13 protein-coding genes are annotated in these 16,804 nt (G+C 72.8%); 6 read left to right on the top strand and 7 right to left on the bottom strand.

The features are described from left to right. Positions 1 to 8: 8 nt before the first annotated feature. The 3 genes from IGS67_RS10880 to IGS67_RS10870 all read left to right on the top strand — a co-directional run bounded on the left by IGS67_RS10880 (position 9) and on the right by IGS67_RS10870 (position 4,972). Positions 9 to 914, top strand: coding sequence for a 3-methyladenine DNA glycosylase (locus tag IGS67_RS10880; RefSeq protein WP_192280843.1), 906 nt, complete (start codon positions 9 to 11; stop codon positions 912 to 914). Positions 915 to 950: 36 nt separating this feature from the next. Further along, on the top strand, positions 951 to 2,216 hold the full coding sequence (locus IGS67_RS10875; RefSeq protein ID WP_192280840.1) for a hypothetical protein: 1,266 nt from the start codon (positions 951 to 953) through the stop codon (positions 2,214 to 2,216). Between the two features lie 146 nt (positions 2,217 to 2,362). Further along, on the top strand, positions 2,363 to 4,972 hold the full coding sequence (locus tag IGS67_RS10870; RefSeq protein ID WP_192280837.1) for a DEAD/DEAH box helicase: 2,610 nt from the start codon (positions 2,363 to 2,365) through the stop codon (positions 4,970 to 4,972). 219 nt (positions 4,973 to 5,191) lie between these two features. On the opposite strand, the gene IGS67_RS14430 is transcribed toward IGS67_RS10870, so the two are convergent. Continuing rightward, on the bottom strand, positions 5,192 to 6,751 hold the full coding sequence (locus IGS67_RS14430; protein WP_192280834.1) for an HNH endonuclease signature motif containing protein: 1,560 nt from the start codon (positions 6,749 to 6,751) through the stop codon (positions 5,192 to 5,194). Positions 6,752 to 7,520: 769 nt separating this feature from the next. On the opposite strand from IGS67_RS14430, the gene ybaK reads away from it, so the two are divergent. Next, the gene (gene ybaK, locus IGS67_RS14025; RefSeq protein ID WP_328742452.1) at positions 7,521 to 8,015 is read left to right on the top strand and encodes a Cys-tRNA(Pro) deacylase; all 495 of its coding nucleotides are present in this window, start codon (positions 7,521 to 7,523) and stop codon (positions 8,013 to 8,015) included. Here the strand turns inward: ybaK and IGS67_RS10855 are convergent. The 3 genes from IGS67_RS10855 to IGS67_RS10845 all read right to left on the bottom strand — a co-directional run bounded on the left by IGS67_RS10855 (position 8,002) and on the right by IGS67_RS10845 (position 11,124). Then, positions 8,002 to 9,039: an NAD-dependent epimerase/dehydratase family protein gene (locus IGS67_RS10855; protein ID WP_192280828.1), complete on the bottom strand. Its 1,038-nt coding sequence runs from the start codon at positions 9,037 to 9,039 to the stop codon at positions 8,002 to 8,004. The two genes, ybaK and IGS67_RS10855, sit on opposite strands and share 14 nt — an antisense overlap. Continuing rightward, positions 9,036 to 9,422 (bottom strand): YccF domain-containing protein, encoded by a 387-nt coding sequence (locus IGS67_RS10850; protein WP_192280825.1) that lies wholly within the window; start codon positions 9,420 to 9,422, stop codon positions 9,036 to 9,038. The genes IGS67_RS10855 and IGS67_RS10850 overlap by 4 nt, the downstream gene beginning before the upstream one ends. A gap of 100 nt (positions 9,423 to 9,522) precedes the next feature. After that, entirely contained in the window at positions 9,523 to 11,124 is a 1,602-nt protein-coding gene (locus IGS67_RS10845; RefSeq protein ID WP_192280822.1) for a DUF2079 domain-containing protein, read from the bottom strand. Between the two features lie 136 nt (positions 11,125 to 11,260). Here IGS67_RS10845 and IGS67_RS10840 point away from each other — a divergent pair, with 136 nt between their 5' ends. Continuing rightward, the gene (locus tag IGS67_RS10840) at positions 11,261 to 11,776 is read left to right on the top strand and encodes a DUF6328 family protein (RefSeq protein ID WP_192280819.1); all 516 of its coding nucleotides are present in this window, start codon (positions 11,261 to 11,263) and stop codon (positions 11,774 to 11,776) included. Between the two features lie 38 nt (positions 11,777 to 11,814). Further along, positions 11,815 to 12,513, top strand: a complete 699-nt coding sequence (locus IGS67_RS10835) for a YggS family pyridoxal phosphate-dependent enzyme (protein ID WP_192280816.1) — start codon at positions 11,815 to 11,817, stop codon at positions 12,511 to 12,513. A gap of 12 nt (positions 12,514 to 12,525) precedes the next feature. On the opposite strand, the gene IGS67_RS10830 is transcribed toward IGS67_RS10835, so the two are convergent. The 3 genes from IGS67_RS10830 to IGS67_RS10820 are packed head-to-tail and all read right to left on the bottom strand — an operon-like array spanning position 12,526 to position 16,750. Continuing rightward, entirely contained in the window at positions 12,526 to 15,360 is a 2,835-nt protein-coding gene (locus IGS67_RS10830) for an FtsX-like permease family protein (RefSeq protein ID WP_192280813.1), read from the bottom strand. After that, complete coding sequence (locus IGS67_RS10825; protein WP_192280809.1) at positions 15,357 to 16,094, bottom strand: ABC transporter ATP-binding protein; 738 nt, start codon at positions 16,092 to 16,094, stop codon at positions 15,357 to 15,359. Before IGS67_RS10825 ends, IGS67_RS10830 begins: the two co-directional genes overlap by 4 nt. Continuing rightward, positions 16,091 to 16,750, bottom strand: coding sequence for a PadR family transcriptional regulator (locus IGS67_RS10820; protein WP_192280806.1), 660 nt, complete (start codon positions 16,748 to 16,750; stop codon positions 16,091 to 16,093). The genes IGS67_RS10825 and IGS67_RS10820 overlap by 4 nt, the downstream gene beginning before the upstream one ends. Between the last annotated feature and the right edge of the window lie 54 nt (positions 16,751 to 16,804).

Genomic DNA, 16,804 nt, shown 5'->3' with positions numbered 1-16,804 from the left:
CTCTCTGCGTGCCCGCCACCGTCCTCCCCGCCGACGAGTGGCGCGCCCGCGCAGCCGTGCACGCGGAGCGGGCCGACTCGCTCACGGCGGGCCACCGCGCCCGCAGGGCCGCGGGCGAGACCCACGCGATCGAGGACTTTCTCCACACGTACTACGCGACGCGACCCGGCCAGCTCCGTCGCTGGCACCCCGGGGCGGACGTCACGCTCGAGGGCGCCGGAGCCGACGTCGACGAGCGCCTCACGTGGCGCTGGTACACGCCCGACGGTCACGGTGCCCGCGTCGACGTCGACGCGTTCCTCGCCGACCGCGGCCCAACCGTCCGGTTCGTCCGCGAGCTTCTCTCCCGCACCGCGCAGCGGCCCGCGAACGTCGGCTGCTTCGGGCTCCACGAGTGGGCGATGGTCTACCGCGCCGGCGACGGCATGCGGCACCCGCTGCCGCTGCGCCTCGGTGCCGCAGCGACCGACGCGGTCGTCGAGAGCCACCAGATCCGCTGCTCGCACATCGACGCCTTCCGGTTCTTCACGCCCGACGCCGTGCCGCTCAACCGCCTCCGGCCGACGCGCGAGACGCAGGCCGACATGGAGCAGCCGGGGTGCTTGCACGCCACCATGGACCTCTACAAATGGGCGCTCAAGCTCGGCCCCACGGTCGAGTCGTCGCTCGTCCTCGACTGCTTCGACCTCGCGCTCGACGTGCGCTACCTCGACATGCAGGCGAGCCCCTACGACGTGTCCTCGTACGGGCTCCCGGCCGTGGCGATCGAGACGCCCGAGGGGAAGGCCGAGTACTCGGCGCTTCAACGCTCGTTCGCCGGGCGGGCAGGCACGCTGCGTGCCGCGCTCGTCGCAGCGTGCGACACCGTGCTGGCACGAGACCTCGGCGCGCGGCCGGAGGCCGATCGGGGATGATGGTCCCCGCCGACCACCCTCCCGACCGGAACGACGATGCCGACCGAGACGCCCCGCAACAGCCACCCCCACCGCCCGGACCTGCGCGAGCACACGAGCTTCGTCCTCACGTTCCTGCCTGACGACTCCGGCCGCACGACGCCCGACGAGCTGGCGAACCTCCTGCGGCAGCGGTCGGTCGTCGCTGCCGTCGCCGACGGCGACGACCTCGGGACGCCCGGTGCGACCGTCGCGATCATCGCCGTCGACGACACCGGGCGGGTCCTCCTCGACGCGGACGGTCGCGTCGTGCCCGGGCAGCCCGTCGAGCACCTCGTCCCCGGGCTCGCGCACCTCACTGGCAGGCACGTCGTCGTCGACGACGAGCTCGTCGTCGCCCCCGACGGGAGCGAGTCCGAGCCCAACGAGGATGCCCTTGCCGCACGCACCGCGACGACGCTCGTCGCGTGGCGCGCATCGATGCAGTCGCCCGGGCTCGTCCGTCACATCGCGCACGGCGCTGGCGCGCCCGTCGAGCACGTCAACGTCGACGGCTGGACGCTCGTCGCGCTCCCGCGAGGGATCACCCTCGACGCCGAGACCTTCGCGAGCACGCTCGTAGGAGCGTCCGAGCGCCCCGTCGTCACGCTCCAGCGTGCCGGGGAGTCCCGGGCCGTCACGTGGCACCACCGCGATCGCCTCCGCGCGGTGACGGTCGAGCTCGCCGCACCACCGGCGACGACGCCGATCGTCCCCGAGGGCGCGCCGGGCAGCTCGGCCGCCATGCTCGCCGAGGCTCTCGGGGACGGCACGCTGCGCGTCGTGCCCGACACCCGACGCCTCGACGCCACGACCCTCGCGGCGCTCCGCGCGGTGCCCCTCGAGCGGGACACGCTCCTCGTCGGCGCTGCCGAGATCCTCGGTCTGCCCTCGGAGGTCGCGGCGCTCGTCGAGCGCAGCGGGACGGCCGCACCGTCGGGGTGGCTCGACCTGCCCGGGGCGACGACGCTCGCGCCCGACCCGAGCCAGCGCGCCGTGGTCGTGCGCGGAATCCTCGACTCGGTGCTCGACGAACCCGTCGGGGACCGTCCGTACGCACGCTTCCGCCGTTGGCTCTGGCACCGCCCCGTGGTTCTCGTCGCCCTCGCGCTGCTCGAGGCGCTCCTCGGCGTGGCGCTCGCAGTCTCGGCCGCGTCGGGCGGTGACATCCTCGGGCACGCATGGCCGCTCTGGACCGCGGCGGCGTTCCTCGTCATCGACGGGCTCTCCGACCTCGTCGCCGGGATCGTGCTGCTGCGCCGGCGGCGGCGCCCGCGGCGCTGAGGCTGTCGAGCGTTCCGGGCGGTTGGACAGACCGTGCTGGTGGGGCCGGTCTGGCTGCGGGCAGACCGGGCGTGGGGCGCCGACACCGAGCGACCGCCGGGGTGTCCTCCGCCGATGTCTGTCGCACCTGAGACGATGGACCCATCATGAGCACCCGCACCGCGTCACTTGCCGCAGCCCTGCCCGGATCCACCGACCCCGACGCCCTCTTCGAGGCGTTCGAGGAGTGGGCCGCCGGGCGCGACCTCGAGCTCTACCCGGCGCAGTCCGAGGCGCTCATGGAGCTCGTCTCGGGGCAGCACGTCATCCTCGCGACGCCGACGGGCTCGGGCAAGAGCCTCGTCGCGATGGGCGCGCACTTCGCGGCGCTCGCCGCGTTCCAGGCGGGGCGCGGCGGACGCACGTACTACACGGCCCCGCTCAAGGCACTGGTCTCGGAGAAGTTCTTCGCGCTCGTCGAGGTCTTCGGCTCGGAGAACGTCGGGATGATGACGGGAGACTCCTCGGTCAACCCTGGCGCGCCGATCATCTGCTGCACCGCGGAGATCCTCGCGAACGTCGCGCTGCGTGACGGCGGCTCCCGGACGGGTGCGGACGCGATCAGCCAGGTCGTCATGGACGAGTTCCACTTCTACGCGGACCCGCAGCGCGGCTGGGCGTGGCAGGTGCCGCTTCTCGAGCTGCCCGGCACGCAGTTCCTCCTCATGTCGGCGACGCTCGGCGACACGTCGTTCTTCACCGAGGATCTCGAGAAGCGCACGGGGCGTGACGTCGCGCTCGTCACGAGCGCGCAGCGCCCCGTTCCCCTGAACTTCGAGTACGTGCTCGAGCCGCTCGGGGAGGTCGTCGAGGACCTCGTCCACACGCATCGTGCGCCCGTGTACATCGTCCACTTCACGCAGAAGGACGCGGTCGACCGCGCGCAGTCGCTGCTGAGCATGAACGTCGCGACGCGCGAGGAGAAGGCCGCGATCGCCGACGAGCTCGGCGACTTCCGGTTCTCGTCAGGCTTCGGTCGTATGCTGTCGAAGTTCCTGCGCCACGGTGTCGGCGTCCACCACGCAGGCATGCTGCCGAAGTACCGGCGCGTCGTCGAGCGGCTCACGCAGCGCGGCCTGCTCAAGGTCGTCTGCGGCACCGACACACTCGGTGTCGGCATCAACGTGCCGATCCGCACAGTGCTCTTCACGTCGCTCGTCAAGTACGACGGTGAGCGCATGCGCCACCTCACGGCACGCGAGTTCCACCAGATCGCGGGGCGCGCGGGCCGCGCCGGCTTCGACACGGTTGGCGACGTGCTCGTCATGGCGCCGGAACACGTCATCGAGAACCGCAAGCTCGTCCAGAAGGCCGGTGACGACCCGAAGAAGCTCAAGAAGATCGTCCGCAAGAAGGCTCCCGAGGGCTCGGTCAACTGGACCGACAAGACCTTCGAGCGACTGCGCGACTCCGAGCCTGAGGCTCTCACGAGCCACTTCACCGTCAACCACGCGATGGTCCTCAACGTCCTCGCGCGCAGCGAGCACGGCGAGGACCCCGTCGGTGCGCTGCGGCACCTGCTCACGGCAAACCACGACAACGAGACCGCGAAGGCCAAGCACGTCAGGCAGGTGTTCCGCATCTACCGGTCGCTGCGCCAGGCGGGCATCGTCGAGAAGATCCGCGTGCGCGGGGACGACGGGATCGAGCGGCCGGGCGTGAGGCTCGTCGTCGACCTGCCGCGCGACTTCGCACTCAACCAGCCACTGTCACCGTTCGCGCTCGCTGCGCAGGAGCTCCTCGACGTCGAGAGCCCGACGCATGCGCTCGACGTCGTCTCGGTGCTCGAGGCGACGCTCGACGACCCGCGGCAGGTCCTCTACGCCCAGGAGCGGGCGGCCCGCGGCGAGGCGATCGGCGCGCTCAAGGCGGAGGGCTACGAGTACGAGGAACGCATGGCGATGCTCGAGGACGTCACGTGGCCCCGGCCGCTCGAGGAGCTCCTCACGCCCGCGTTCGAGTCGTACAAGCGCGGCAACCCGTGGGTGTCCGACCAGGAGCTCCGCCCCAAGGCTGTCGTGCGGGACATGGTCGAGCGCGCCTCGACGTTCTCCGAGTACGTGTCGCGCTACCAGCTCGACCGCACCGAGGGTGTCCTCCTGCGCTACCTCGCCGACGCCTACCGGGCGATGCGGCAGACAGTTGCCGCCGAGCACCGCACCGAGGAGGTCGAGGAGCTCACCGAATGGCTCGGCGAGCTCGTCAAGGGCACCGACTCGAGTCTGCTCGACGAGTGGGAGCGGCTCGCCAACCCGGTCGACGACGACGCTGACACGCTCGTCGGTGACGGTCCTCTCTCGGGGGCGGGCGCGAGCGAGCAGGTCCGGCCGGTCACGGGGTCGCTGCGCGCCTTCCGGGTTCTTGTGCGCAACGCGATGTTCCGCCGCGTCGAGCTTGCCTCGCGCGAGGCGTACACGGCGCTCGGCGCGCTCGATGCCGCCGACGGCTGGGATGCCGACGCGTGGGCCGACGCGCTCGACCCGATGTTCGAGGAGTACGGAGACGACGCGATCGGCATCACCGGCGCCGCTCGCTCTCCGCGGCTCGTCGAGATGGCCGAGCAGGTCGACGGCAACTCGCGGCGCTGGGCCGTGCGCCAAGTGCTCGACGACCCGGACGGTGATCACGCCTGGCACATCCGGGCCATCGTCGATCTTGACGCGAGCGACGAAGCTGGCGAGGTCGTGCTGCACATCACGGAGGTCGGCAGCCTGTAGGCCCCGCGCACCCCGTGCCCACGGCGGAACACCCAGCAGGCGCATCCGACCTGCGGGCAGTGTCGTGCGGGCACAGTCGTGAGGGCACAGCCGTGCGGGCACGGCCGTGCGGGACAGCCGTGCGGGTAAGGCTGTGCACGCAGGCCGCGCGGCCGCGCGCGGACGCGGGTCTCGGTGGCACTGACACGTGCGCTCGACCTCGCCATTGCGGCCCGGACGTCACCCATCGGGGTAGGGCTCCTCGTCGTCGATCTCGGGGAACCCTGGGTCCCACGGCCTGTCGTAGCCGCCCGGGTCGGAGAAGACCCAGCCGCCTCGCCACGCCATGGCGATGCGTTCGCGGTCGACGTGACGGTGATGGAACCAGCAGAGCAGCGCGGCGTTGTCGGTCGACGTACCGCCGCCGTCCGCCCAGTGGCGGCGGGCGTGGTGGATCTCGGAGATCTGGACGGGCGCCGAGCAGCTTGGCCAGACGCACCCCTGGTCGCGTGCGACGACCGCCTTACGGCGCGCCGACGTGAACGTCCGCTGCGACCTGCCGACGTCGAGCACTTCCGAGTCAGGCCCGAAGACGACGCGGGTGACGGCGCAGTCTGCCGCGATCGTCTCGAGCACCTGACGCGGGACGGGACCTGAGCCGTCGAGCCACGTCGGTCCGGGGCTGAGCAGCTCCGCGACGACATCCTCAGCATTGCGCTCGTCGACACCGGGTTCCGTGGCACCGTGCCCGGCGAGACCGACGAAGTCGCGCCACGGGACGAGCACCGTCAGGTGCGGCCGGACACCTGCTCCGGCTCCCCCGGCCTCCCCGCGTTCGAGGTATGACCGCACGACCCCTGCAAGGGCGATCGCGCGTCGTTGAGTCGGCCGCAGACCGTCATCCCTCGACGGCACGCCGATCGCAGCATCGAGCGCGGTCGTGAGCATCTGCCCGTGCTCCTCGGTCAGGAACCCCGAGAGGTGGTAGCCACCGAGCGTCCGGGAGAGGTCGAGATGCTCACGGTCCTGTGCGTGCCGGTAGCCTCGTTCGTCGGCCTCGGGGTCTGCGACCTGCGCGAAGCGCCGAGCGGCCTTGCCGAGGTCACGCAGGTCGAAGCGGGCCGCGACCCCGAGCATCGCCTGCTCGCCCGTGATCTCCGCCCGCTCGCACGTGCACCACCCGCGGTCGGCGGTGCATGACGGGTCGTGCGACGGGTCCGCCCAGGACACGCGACCGTCGGCTCCGACGCCCGTCACCGTGCCGTTCTCGGCCCGGGTATGGCGGTCTGAGGGGTCGGAGCCGTGGGCAGCCCCATCCACCGGATACTCAGCTGGCACGGGCTGTTGCGGATACGCCTGCGCGAGCGCGGCGCACCGCTCGTCCGACGTCGGCAGCGTGCGGCTGAGCACCTCGACCTGCGGTGCCGTGAGACGACCGGCCCGTGCGGACCTCAGGGTTGCGGGAAGATGGTCGCGCAGCCGGGCCGCTGCCGTCGCCTCTCGGCGAGCGATCGCGAGCGACCGATGGTCGTGCCACGCGATCCAGTACGGAAAGCTGCGCACCGTGTCGGCCCGCCACAGGCCGTCAGCCTCGATGCGCCCGAGCCATGCGAGACGCTGCGCACCGAGCTGATCGAGCACGGCGACCGTTCGCCGCGAGGCCTCTGCCGCAAGCGTGGCGGGACCGTCGTCGGGGGCGTGCGACGCGATGCGCGCCGCCAGCCTCTCGAGGAGCGAGATCTGACCGAGGAGATCCGTCGGCAGCATGCCGCTCGACGCGCACGCACAGGAGTCCTCCACCCGAGAGTTCTCCGCGCGCGCCTCCTCTACCTGACGGTTCTCCGCGCGCGCGTCCTCGACCCACGCGCTCTGCCCCTGGGAAGACTCGTTGGCGTCTGCCGCTGGTCGTTCCATCGCGGGATCAGCTGATGGTGTGTCCCCTGGCTCCACCGCTGAGGCCGCACCATGTGCGGGAGTGGTGCGAGACGCGGCACCAGGATGCGACGCGCCCCGACGATGGATGCGCGGCCTCGCAGAGGGAGCGGCGCCGGGCACGCTGCGGTCCATGAAGTCCATCGCCGTCACCCCCGTCAGCGCTGCATCCTGCGCATCGTCGTCTCGTCGCGTGTCAGCTCACGCCGCGTCGCTCACCTGGGGCGACATACCCAGAATATCGAACGCCTGTTCGATATCCTCGCCGGGATCGACATCTCACCTCCAGCTCACCCCGTGCGCGGAGGAAGACCGCTCCTGCGACGTGTCCGTGCCCGGGAGCCGCAGGAGAGCCACGTGCGCAGAGGAAAGTCCGTGCGCGGCGGGACGCCCCTGGGCGGCGGGACGCCCTTGCGCGAAGCGTGCCCCACACCACGGCGGGCGCCCACCGGCCATCTCCGTCGCCGGCACGCTCGAGCACGCTCGTCCCCGCGCACGCAGGGCACGCCCGCCGCGCACGCAGGGCACGCCCGCCACGCGCGCCGAGCACGCCGAGTCACGCACGCAGGGCACGCCGCGTCACGCACGCGACGCGTCGAAGTTGCTGCCGGCCTCCCCCTCGCGGTACACCTGCGCCGTGGCCAAGAAATCGACCCCGTCCGGCACGCCTGCCCTCGTCGCCCTCGATCGCGCACGCGTCACCCACACCGTCCACGCGTACGAGCACGATCCGTCGACCGAGGTCGGCTACGGCCTCGAGGCCGCCGCAGCGATCGGTGTCCCACCCGCACAGGTCTTCAAGACGCTTCTCGCGCTCGCCGACGGCCGCCTCACTGTCGGCGTCGTCCCCGTCGACGGTCGACTCGACCTCAAGGCGCTCGCACGCGCCGTCGGCGCGAAGAAGGCCGAGATGGCCGACCCCGCCGCTGCAGAGCGCGCAACCGGCTATGTCGTTGGCGGCATTAGCCCGCTCGGCCAGAAGCAGCGCCTGCGGACGGTCGTCGACGAGTCCGCGCTCGACCACGCGATCGTCTACGTCTCCGCCGGTCGCAGAGGCCTCGATGTCGGGCTCGCGCCCGCCGACCTCGTCGCGCTCACGGACGCGACGACGGCTGCCCTCAGTCGCGACTGACCTTCCCAGCGACGAGCTCCCGCACGAGCGCTGCCTCCAGCTGCGCCGGCAAACCTGACCGCCGCTCGCGGTCGAGGCCGCGCTGCACCTCGTCGTCGAGCACCCGCTCGACGGTCTCACGCATCGTCGTCCGCGGACCGTCGAGCTCGCGGAACCGCACTCCCGCGCGGCGCGCGAACCCCACAGCCTCGACGGGCAGCCAGAGGGGCAGCGACCGTGGTCCCGCCCACCAGCGCACGTCGTGCGCCAGCAGCCAGGCGTCGTCGGCCACCACCACCTCCCTCGCTGCGGCTCCGCCCGGCTCCGCCGTCGCACGCGCGTCGGCGACCTCACCCACGAGCCCGAGCACGTCGTCGAACGACCACGGCTCCCCGACCGCATCGACGACACCGACGACACCGCGTACGGCCGCACGCACGACGAACGCCGCGAGATCACGGACATCGACGACCTGCACCGCTCGTTGCCTCGTCTCCGGCACGAGCACGGTCCCTCCGCGTGCGAACCGCGCGGGCCAGTAGCCGAACCGGTCGCTGCCGTCGCCGGGCCCGACGATGAGCCCTGGCCGTACGACGAGGAGCCGATCGCTCAGCCTCTCGCACGTCGCACGCTCGGCGAGGACCTTGGCGTGCGCGTAGTCGGACGGGTCGGTCGGCTCGACGAGCGGGGCCGACTCGTCGTCCCCTGCCACGTCGTCGCGGGCGTACACGGAGACGCTCGAGACGAGCGTCCAGTGCCGGGCACTGTCCGCGAGCGCGTCGAGCGCGGGACCTACGAGCTCGGTTAGGTACGCGAGCTCGACGACCTCGTCCCACTCCTCCGACGCCACGGCGTCGTAGGCGCCGGCCTCGGTCCGGTCCGCGCGCACGAGCGTCGCGCCCTCGGGCACGTCGCCCGACGAGCCGCGCGCGAGGCACACGACGTCGGACCCTCCCGCGAGCAGCTCCGTGACGATGGCGCGACCGAGCCATGCCGTGCCCCCGAGGACGAGCACGCGGCGCGGCCTCTGCACGGCGTCCGTCACGCGAAGGCTCGGTCCGTCGGCACGATCTCCGCGCCGAGCGGCAGGAGCGACACGGGCACGAGCTTGAAGTTCGCGATGCCCAGGGGGATGCCGATGATCGTCACGCACAGCGCGATGCCCGTCGTGACGTGTCCGATCGCGAGCCAGATCCCGGCGACGAGCAACCACACGATGTTGCCGAGCGTCGACATCACCTGCGTGCCCGGCTTGCGCACGACCGTCCGCCCGAAGGGCCACAGCGCGTACGAGGCGATGCGGAACGACGCGATGCCCCACGGGATCGTCACGATGAGCACGCAGCAGATGACGCCCGCGACGGCGTAGCCGATGGCGAGCCAGAAGCCGGCGAGGACGAGCCAGATGACGTTGAGAAGCGTGCGCATGCGACCATCCTAGGAACAGCCCCCGACATCGGCTCCACGCTCCCGCCACGCCGACGCCCTGCGCCTGCCACGCCGAAGCCGACGCCGTGCGCCCGCCGCCTCAGCCGATGCGTCGCGCGACCGCGTACCCACCGTCGTCGAACGACGTCTCGTAGACGCCGCCGAAGCGTGAGGCCGCGTACGCGGCGACGTCGTCGGGCGGGTTCCCGCCCCAGCCGGACCACGTGCGGATCGCGACGTACTCGGGCTGGACGTCGGACTCGGTGCCGATCCAGTAGACGGTGCGGTCCGAGGTGAGGTGGACGATGAGCCCGAGGTCGCTCGCGACGCTCGCCCCGACCGGGATCGACGCGAGCGCGCGCTCGCCCGCCGCGACGTGGGCAGGGCGCTCGTAGGTCGCGGGGTCGACGAGGTCACCGAACGGGAAGCGGGGCACGAGCAGCGCCGCGACGACGACGGTGAGCGCGGGCACGGCTCGCGCGAACCCGCGTGCCGCGGCGTGCGACGAGGTGCGCAGGAGCCGCGTGCCGTCGATCGTCGCCGCGAAGATAATCGGCATGAGGATGAGCGAGTAGTGCCACGTCGAGCCCCAGTAGTACTCGGTGGACCCTGCGTACCGCCAGAGCATCGTCGGGACGATCATGAGCAGGAGCGGCGAGCGCAGCGCCGCGAACGCCGTGACGACGAGCAGCAGCAGCAGCGTCTCGATCTTCACCTCGGGGACGAGGAGGTTCGTGAAGATCCGCCACGCGCCGTCGACGAGCCCGGCGAGGCCCTGCGGAGCGCCTGCGGCACCCTCCTCGCCGAGCTTGCCCCAGTAGTCGTACCGGTTCCAGGGGTTGAAGATCGGGATGAGGACGAACAGCGTGAGCGCCATGCCGCCGAGCCCGGCAGTGACCATCTGCCATGCACGTCGTCGTTCGCCCCAGCACCACAGGACGACGCCGAAGCCCGCGACGGTGAGCCCCATGTCCTCCTTGACGCCGAGCAGCAGGAGGATCCACAGGCATGCGCGGCGCCACTTGCCGTCGAGCGCGGCGGCGAGCCCGAACGCGAGGATCGGGGCCGCGAGCGCGTACTCGTGGAACTGCACGTCGATCGCGGACTGCACGCCCCAGCTCGCCGCGTAGGCGACGCCGACGGCGAGACCCGCGGATCGTCCGAGCCAGCGCCTCGCGGCGTGCGTGAGGGGGACGACGGAGATCGCGACGAGCACCGCCTGGGCGACGAGGAGCGTCACGGGGCTCGGGAACATCCGGTAGAACGGCGCGATGACGACGAGGAGCGGTGACCAGTGGTCACCGAGCTGGATGTAGCCGTCACCCTTGATGTCGACGACGGGCCATCCGAGCCCGGCCCAGCCGCGGATCGCCTGCTCGAAGATCCCGTTGTCCCAGCTGGGCGTGTCCCAGCGGTGCCAGCGGGCGAGGCTCAGCGTGAGGTAGGCGGCGAGCGCGACGACGGCGACCGCGACCGCGGGCCACAGCGACGGGCGTTCGACGCGCGGATCGGCGCCTGCGCCCGTCTCGTCCAGGGCCGCCGTCTCGCGAGGAGCGGCCGTCTCGCCCGGAGTAGCCGTCTCGCCCGGAGCGGCGGCCTCGTCGACGAGGGTCGTCGCTCCCCCGCCGTCCAGGGCCGCCACATCGTCAGCAGAGCCGTCAACGGGGGTGTCCGCGGGGGCGTCCGGGGGTCGCACTGTCATGGCGCCTATCTTTGCGCACAGCCGCGGCGGCTTCGACCCGCGCGCTCGCGCCGAGCGACGACTATGCTCGCGCTCGCAGAGGGCGAGCGCGTCATGCTGGCTGCCGCCCGGTGCGGCCCAAGAACAGGTGGTGACCATGCCCGACGGGCAGACAGGCGGTCGGACGCCGCACGACGACGCGCAGGAGCAGTCGTCGTCGGTCGGCCGTGACGAGACGCGCGTCGAGCGTGCCGACCGCAACTGGGACGAGCTGCTCCAGGAGATGCGCATCGTGCAGACGGGCGTGCAGATCCTCACGGGGTTCCTCCTCACGCTGCCGTTCCAGGCGAGGTTCGACACGCTCGACGAGTACCAGCGGACGCTGTTCCTCGGGCTCGTCGTCGCGGCGGTGACGACGACGGGCGTGCTCGTGCTGCCGGTGCGCGCGCACCGCTCGTTGTTCCGGCAGGGGCAGAAGGAACGTCTCGTCGAGGCGGGTGACCGCATCGCGCGCGCGTGCCTCGTGCTCGTCGGGCTGCTCATGACGGGTGCCGCGGCGCTCGTGTTCGACGTCGTCCTGGGGCGCGTCGAGGGGCTCATGGCCGCGGGTGCGGTGCTCGTGGGGCTCTCGACGCTGTGGCTCGGAGTGCCCCGCTGGATCGCGCGCCGCTGACCGCACCGACCGCACCGACCGCACTAGGATGACCGGTCGTGAGCACCTGGGACATCGCCGCCGCCCTCGCCCGTCAGGTCGACCGTGTCGCGGCCGCCGCGGAGGCGGCCGGCCGGGCCGCGGACGAGGTGACGCTCGCCGTCGCGACGAAATCCGTCGACGTCGCCCGGACGCTCGAGACCGTCGCGGCCGGTGCACGTGTCCTCTGCGAGTCACGCGTCCAGGAGATCGTCGCGAAGGCACCTGCGCTCGAGGTGCTCGACGCCCCGCCCCAGGTTCACCTCATCGGCCCGCTGCAGTCGAACAAGATCAATGCGGCGCTGCGGCACGTCGCGTGCGTCGAGACAGTGCACACGACCTCGCTCGCGGCGGCGCTCGGCGCGCGCTGCGTGCGCGACGGCCGCACGCTCGACGTCCTCGTGCAGGTCAACGTGTCGGGCGAGCCGCAGAAGTCGGGCGTCTCCCCCGACGAGGCGCTCGACCTCGCGCTCGAGGTCGCCGCGACGGACGGCCTGCGGCTGCGTGGCCTCATGACGATCGGGCGCAACTCCCCCGTCGAGGCCGAGGTCCGGGCAGGTTACGCGCGCCTGCGCGCCCTGCGCGACGAGGTGGTCGCGCAGGGTGCGCAGGGCGCGACCGAGCTGTCGATGGGCATGAGCGGCGACCTGGAGTGGGCCGTCGCGGAAGGCGCGACGATCGTGCGCGTCGGCACGGCGATCGTCGGGCCGCGCGGCTGAAGCTCCCACGGCCTACCGCACCTCGCTCGGACGGGGCATGCGCGACCGGGTGGTGAGCCAGCCGGTGAGCCACGCGCCGACGGGCAGGAGGACGACGATCCCGACGACCTGCCACCACGGTGCGACGAGCGTCCAGGTGGGGTCGACGAGCCCGTCGTTCCGTCGGGCGGAGAGCGCGACGAACCCGGCGGCGCCGACGAGCCCGACGACCGACCCGAGTGCCGTGCCGATCGCGACGAGCACGCCGGCCTGGGCGGCGAGGAGGCGGCGCCGGGTCCGGGGGGCGGCTCCGACGGCGGAGAGGACCGCGAGGTCCGCTCGCGCCTCCCCGGCGACGAGCAGGAGCACGAGGCCCGCGGTGCCGATGCCGAGGACGAACGATGCTCCGAGGATCACCGCGGTGAGCGTGGGGTTGCCGCTCTCCGCGAAGTCCTCGACGTTCGTCCAGCCACGGCTCCCGGCCGCGCTCTTCGCGGCGCTCTCGACGGCTGCCGCTCGGTCCGGCGACGAAGGTCGCGTGAGGAGGCCGACAGGCACGCTCGCGAGGCCGAGGTCGGCGACGACGGCGGGCGGCAGGATCGTCCTGTAGCCGGTGCGTTCGAGCACGGGGACGTGGAGCGCGGGCACGGTCGTCCAGGCGCCGGCGTCAGGGCCGGCAACGCCGGTCCCATCGGTGTCGGTCCCTTCGGTGTCCGTGTCGTCGTCGGTGTCCGTGTCGTCGTCGGTCGCGGGGACGTAGCGCACCCGGATCGTGCCGTCGTCCTGGACGTTCGTACGGTCCGCGACGACGGCCCGGCCGGAGGCGAGCGCGGAGGCGATCACCTCGGAGTCCGCAAGCCCGGACGCACCGGTCCACGTGCCGTCGTCGACGAACGTCTGCGCCATCCATCCCGTGCCGTAGCGCTGCTCGATCCCGGGGGCGCAGCGAGGGTCCTCACGGACGAGGCGGTCGACCACGTCAGCGGCCATCTCAGCACCGGGCAGGTAGGCCGGGCAGACGAGGTCGACGTTGGGATCGACCTCGACGGAGCCGTCGTCCCACGAGAGCGGGACGGGTGCCTCGAAGCCTGGCCGCGTCGTCCCGATCGCGAGGACACGGTCGGTGCCGGCCCCGGGATCGGTGGCGCGGACGGCCTTCTCGACGTCAGCGAGCATCGGCGCGCCGTCGACGACCTCGTGCCCGAGGTACGTGACGACGACGCCGTGACCGGCGGCGAAGGTCCGGGCGGCCTGGTAGCGAGCGGTGTCGCTCGCGACGATGAGGCTCGCCCCGACGAGCGTCGCGGCGGCAGCCGTCACGGCGCAGACGGCCGCGACCGAGCGTGACCGGTGCCGGGCGGCGTCGCGCAGCGCGAGCCGAACGGGCAGCGACGTGCGCGGCGCGAGGATGCGCGCGGCGCCCGCGACGAGCCCGCCGGCGCACAGCAGGAGCCCGACGACGACGGCGGCCAGCGTGCCGACGACCGCGACGGCCGACGTGCTGAGGACCGCCCAGACGCCGAGCATGAGCCCCAGCGCGAGGAGGCCGAGGCCGACGAGCGGCGTGCGCCTGCGCGGAGGTGCCTCGCCACGTCGTCCGGCGAGGACGCGCACGACGTCGAGCCTGCTCGCGGTGCGGGCGGGGACGAGCGCCGCCGCAACGACGAGCAGCACGCTGAGGAGCGCGATCCCGGCGAGCTGCAGCCACGGGACGACGACCTCGACCGTGCTCCCGGTGAGGACGTTGGGTGCGACCTCCTGCAGGGTGAGGACGACGGCGAGCCCGAGCCCGATGCCGCAGACCGCGGCGACGAGCCCCTGGAGCGCGGCGCTGAGCAGGACGATCCAGCGCAGGGTGCGGGCGTCGGCGCCGGTCGCCGCGAGGAGGGCGTACGTGCGGGTCTGGCGGCGGACCCCGACGACCTGGGCGGGGCCGACGACGAGGACGATGAGGAGGAGGATCGCGGCGAGGCCGAGCGTGACGACCGCGAGGTCGGCGCCGTTCGAGGGCTCGTCGTAGGACCTGATGGTGTGCCCCTGGGCGAGGAAAGGGATGTCCGCGTCGGCCGGCGGATCGAGGAGCGCGGCGCGCGCGACCGCCACGAAACCCGCCTCGTTGAGCCGGACGACGTCGGCCCAGGTGACGGCCGGAGAGGTGAGCCTCACGGTGACGTCCTCGAGCGCGGGCGTCTTGCTGCTGGCGCCGACCCGGAGGTCTTCGTGGATCATGTAGGTACCCGGGTCGTACGTGCCGATGACGGTGAGCGGCACGGATGCCCCGTCGAGGACGAGATCGACGGTCGCGCCGATCTGCCACCGGCCACCTGCGGGCGCGAGCGCCTCGGTGGGTGTCGTCGGGGCACGGCCAGCAAGGACACCGCCACCCGCGCCGATCGGCAGGTAGGTGCATGTCGACACGTTCGTGCCGCCGCCGTTGCCGGGGACGTAGCCGCTCGCGCAACCACCGGTGGCCGACCCGCTGGCTGCGGGGAGAACGTCGAGGATCCGGACGAGGCCCTCCTCCCAGGTGAGAGCCTCGGGCTCTGTCGTGAGAGAGACGTCGTCGACGGGGTCGGGTCCGGACTGGAGGACAGGCCCACCTCGCCACTCCAGCTCTGCCTCGACGCCGGCGTCGAGGCGGTCCGCGGGGTCGGCGGGCTGCGACTGCGTGGCGTAGGAGACGAGCATGAGCGTCGAGAAGGCGAGCGGGAGCGCGAGGAGGCCTGCGACGAGGGCGGTGCGGCCGCGGCTGCGCCGGACGGTGCGGCGGGCGAGTCGCCCGGCGACGCGCCACGGGACCCGCGAGCGTCTCCCTCCGGCGGGATCTTCGGGGACGACAGGAGCGGGCCGCTCGGCGGTGAGCGTCACGCAGTGCCCCCGCGAGGCGAGGCGGCGAGCAGGCTCTCGGCGTCGGCACGACGCCCGGTCCCGTCGACGACGACGCCGTCGCGCAGGAAGATCGTGCGGTCGGCCCACGCGGCGAAGCGCGGCTCGTGGGTGACGAGGAGGCCTGCGGCGCCGGCGTCGACGCGGGCACGGAGGACGCCCATGACGGCCTCGCCCGTGACGGAGTCGAGGGCGCCCGTGGGCTCGTCGGCGAGGACGAGGCTGCGGCGGCCGACGAGGGCACGCGCGATCGCGACGCGCTGGCGCTGGCCGCCCGACATGTCGTCGGGGAAGCGGTCGGCGAGCTCGGGGATCTCGACCTCGCCGAGCGCGACGAGCGCTGCCTTGCGCGCGCGGCGCGCGGAGACGCCGTCGAGCTCGAGCGGCAGCGCGACGTTCTCGGCGGCCGTGAGCGCGGGCACGAGGTTGAAGTCCTGGAAGACGTAGCCGATCTCGCGGCGGCGCAGCGCGGCGCGCTGCTTGGGGCCGAGGCCGCTCATGGGGGTGCCGGCGATCTCGACGACGCCCGCGTCGGCGGTGTCGAGGCCGCCCGCGATGTTGAGGAGCGTCGACTTGCCGGAGCCCGAGGGCCCCATGACGGCGACGAGCTCGCCCGCACGGACGTCGAGGTCGACGCCGTCGAGCGCGTGGACGGCGTTCTCGCCCGCCCCGTGGGTGCGGGTGACAGCGCGCAGGGAGAGGACGGGAGTGGTCATCGGAGGCCTCCGGCCGTTGTGTCGCCGGTCGTGCGGGTGGGTGCGGCGGTGGTGTCCGACGGCGTCGCGGTGGTCGCGCCGTCCGCGGGCGTCGTGCGGCGGGCGTGCGCGGCTCGGGCGAGGCGGGCCTCGACGTGGTCGAGCCAGCGCATCTCGGCCTCCGCCTGGAAGACGAGGTTGTCGAGGACGAGCGAGAACGCGAGCTCGGCGGGGCCGTCGACCTGGGTCGCCGAGCGCAGGCGCGTGTAGTCGTGGAGACCGCGCATCGTCTCGGTGCGCTGGAGCTGGACGACGGCGCGGACGTCGACGCCGGGGACCGTCACGGCGAGCGCGAGCTTGATGGCGAGCTCGTCGCGGGCCGGTGCGCCACGGCGGACGGGGGTCGTCCACCAGGCGTCGGCCTCGGTGCGACCGGCGTCGGTGAGCTGGTACTCGACCGTCCCGGCGTCGTCCGCGGCGACCTCGTCAGCGCCGGCGTCCCCCTGCGGCACCGGCGTGACGAGGCCGTCGCGGACGAGCCTCTGGAGCGTCGTGTAGACCTGCCCGACGTTGAGGGGCCAGGTGCCCCCGGTGCGGCTCTCGAACTCCTGGCGGAGCTGGTAGCCGTGCATCGGTCGTTCGGCGAGAAGGGCCATGAGCCCGTGGCGGACGGACATCCGCACCCCCTGCATACTCGGTATGGTCGACGTGACAGGACTATAGATACCCGG

This window comes from Flavimobilis rhizosphaerae (assembly GCF_014852685.1).
GTDB lineage: Bacteria > Actinomycetota > Actinomycetes > Actinomycetales > Cellulomonadaceae > Flavimobilis > Flavimobilis rhizosphaerae.
This window is presented reverse-complemented; position numbering and strand designations above follow the sequence as displayed.